The 927-nt window shown below is 67.9% G+C and carries 2 protein-coding genes; one reads left to right on the forward strand and one right to left on the reverse strand.

Translation table 11 applies throughout. From position 1 onward, the window contains the following. The coding region (locus ACEN88_RS32820) for a hypothetical protein (RefSeq protein WP_413346461.1) at positions 1–312 on the reverse strand (312 nt) is incomplete at its 3' end. Between the two features lie 168 nt (positions 313–480). Here ACEN88_RS32820 and ACEN88_RS32825 point away from each other — a divergent pair. Then, the coding region (locus tag ACEN88_RS32825) for a hypothetical protein (RefSeq protein ID WP_413346463.1) at positions 481–927 on the forward strand (447 nt) is incomplete at its 3' end.

Here is a 927-nt window from a genome sequence, read left to right on the forward strand (position 1 = left end):
GTTCAGCTCGACCGGCATGCGGGTCGCCGGGAAATGCACGACGACGCCATCGCCATCGCCATCGCCGCCGCGCACGATCCGCACGGGGTCGCGCGAGATCGTGCCGTGGCCCAGCGGCAGTCCGGCCTGGCCCGGGCGATAGAACAGCGGCGCGTAGCGGTTCACTTCCAGCGTGCCGGGATCGCCGACGAACTGTTCGCCGATGCGCGCCGGGTCGGGATGCCAGACGATCGTCAGCGCCAGCAGCGGCCGTCCGGGCATGCCCTGCGCGGACAGCTGCAACGTCTGGGTATATTCGGTGGAGTCAAGCATGCGCGGAACGTCGACGTTATCGCTTTACATGTAAAAAACATGGCAATTTTACACGCAGAAACATCCGATGGGCCGAAATCGGGCCCGTCTCCCCGGATTTCGCCATGGCACGGCGTTTGCAATATGAGTAGCGCCGCCATCGGGGCGGCGCCTTTACCCGGACGTGCCATGACATTCAACCTCGCTTCCTCGCCCATCCAGCCCTTTGACGCCCGCGTCATGCTCGACGTGCACAGCCTGAAAGCCCTGCGCCAGCGCCGCAGCGGACGCGAGGCGTTGTCCGAACAATTCCAGGAACGGCGGCAATGTCTCACCCGCGCCGCCATCAAGCGCGCCGAATCCGGCAGGCCCGTACCCTACCGCACCGTGCGCCACCTGGCCGCGTTCTACGGCATCGGCGTCGAGACCCTGATCGACGCGGAGCCGACCCGCCAGGCGCCGCCCGCGCGCCCCGTGCCGGACGTGGCGGACATCTGGGACGTCGAGCGCCTGCAATGCCGTGCCGTCATCGACGCGGTCCATGTCGGCGGCCGCGGGCGGATCATCGACGTGCAGGGTGTCGCCGGCGCCGGAAAATCGCCGCTGCTGTCGTTCGGCGCCCGCGACACCCTGCAC

The organism is Massilia sp. CT11-108, assembly GCF_047302915.1.
GTDB classification, from domain to species: domain Bacteria; phylum Pseudomonadota; class Gammaproteobacteria; order Burkholderiales; family Burkholderiaceae_D; genus Telluria; species Telluria orientalis.